Source organism: Consotaella aegiceratis, from assembly GCF_036541425.1.
Lineage (GTDB): Bacteria > Pseudomonadota > Alphaproteobacteria > Rhizobiales > Rhizobiaceae > Consotaella > Consotaella aegiceratis.
This window is the reverse complement of the sequence record NZ_JAZHFT010000117.1, coordinates 1-1,947: the sequence shown is the minus strand read 5'-3', so window position 1 is coordinate 1,947 and position 1,947 is coordinate 1. Positions and strand designations below refer to the sequence as shown.

Sequence of the window (1,947 nt, the reverse complement as noted above, 5' to 3'; positions counted from 1 at the left end):
AACCTCGTCTACAACATCAAGCGCCTGATCTTCCTCGAAAAGGCGATGGCAGCGTGAACAGGCTGCGGTCGGAAAGAGCCCTTCATCTCTATCGCCGGAGATGTTGATCAACGACCGAGGCGCCGGGCCGCCACATCACGATCCCAGCGACCAGCCAAATCCTAGCCGAAGGCGTTGATAGAACCATCCACACTCAGAATGCCACCTCTCATTCAAGAAGAAATGGTTAAAATGATTATGAAGGGGGAAATACATCGAATAACGCTCAACTCTGCGTCGTTGATTATAGCGAGAGCTCTCTCAGCGATCATTCTATATTGGTCTGACGCATATGCCGCTCGCCATCTAGGCGCCAATTCAATCGGCTTATACTATTGGTCCTTGTACATAACATCATATATTACGATAGTCTGTGGCCTGGGAATGGCTGCGATTGGGCAAAGAGAGGTAGCAAAATATCCCATTATTACTCGAAAAATGATTTCGTCAGTAATATCGCTGCAGATTATTTTGGCTGTAATGGGATTCTTTGGTTTGATCGGATGGTCGGCACTCTGCAATGGATTACATAGTGAAACAATTATACTATCGATTGTTGGTATGAATGTTGTATTTAACTCGCTGAGGCCAACGTGGATTCTGCAGGCACATCAACGAATGGCATTGACGCCACTCATCTCCCTTTTAACTGACGCAATGCAAGCCAGTATAGTCGTGTTATTGGTTCGAAATACGTCGGACTCATACTCATACGCGGCTATCAGCTTATTGTCGCAATTCTTGAAGATCAATTTCGAATGGTGGTATTTAGGTCATCTTAATATAGCCAGCATCAGAGCTTTTACGTTCTCCAAACGTGGCTGGTTTCCTATAATTAGAGCCTCATTACCCATCGCAATATCGAGAGGGGCAGTTTCAGTATACTACACCCTCGACGCGGTTATCATCGGTCTGTTTTACGGAGATGCTGCGGTCGGTTTGTACGGATCTGCTTACTCACTGATGCTGGCTCTTACCGTTCCATGCATAGCAATCCTCACAAGCTTCGAGCCGGTCCTTGCCAGCTCTTATCGTCAGAGTGGTGATAAAACACGCGGCGTGTCCTTACAGTTTACTAAAATCCTCTGTTGGATAGGATTTCCCCTTACTGCCGTCGCGTTTGTTTCGGGCCGAGCTATTTACACTACTATATATGGGGCCGATTTTGAGGCCGGCGCCGGATATTTCCAGTGGCTGACACTAAACATAGCGTTAATCTACATTAACGTCTCTTTGGCAAACCCATTGATTGCATGGGGATATCAAAGACAGCATATGAACATAACATTACTATCGGCCGCGCTCAATATCTCCCTAAATTTTGCGATAATACCAATTATGCACATCTACGGCGCAGTGATCGCAACAGTTGCCAGTGAGGTTTTCGTTTTTTCCGTCACGTATTTTTATCGACGACTTAAACATCTCTTCTGGTTCCCCTTATACAGAGTGCTTTTTCTTCCAGTTCTATTTTCCATGATAATACTTATTTTCGGGAAATGGCTCCAGTTGAAGTAATGTATTGACGTTCTGTAAGTATCCCCCCCCCCCCCCCGGCAAAGCCGGGAGCTTTATGATTGTGGCCGCTCAAAGCGGTTGTTGAGGGCCTGGAGGGCCTGGAGGGCCGACTACAACACTTCGCGACCCCATTCCCAGATCGTTTGGCGCACCCCGGCTGGGTTTGCGGCAACCTGGACACCTCGAAGAACCGACGTTTTGGCGGCATTGAAGAGACGTCATTGGTGATGGCGGCCCGATTTGGGCTTGATCGGTGTGGCTTTGCGGCACTTGGCGCTCATCCGCCATTGGAACTTCAGACCGGTGGCGATTTTGCCGTCATGCGGGCGCACCTCGCCCCTGATGCCAGACGAAGCGGGTGAGATTGTAGGCGAGATTGGCCATGCCGAT

At 48.4% G+C, this 1,947-nt stretch carries 1 protein-coding gene; it reads left to right on the top strand.

Features of this window, described 5'->3' with window-relative positions; all coding sequences use genetic code 11:
• The first annotated feature begins 198 nt into the window (after nt 1-198).
• Nucleotides 199-1,557, top strand: coding sequence for a flippase (locus SMD10_RS25265; protein WP_331688484.1), 1,359 nt, complete (start codon nt 199-201; stop codon nt 1,555-1,557).
• Nucleotides 1,558-1,947: the final 390 nt, after the last annotated feature.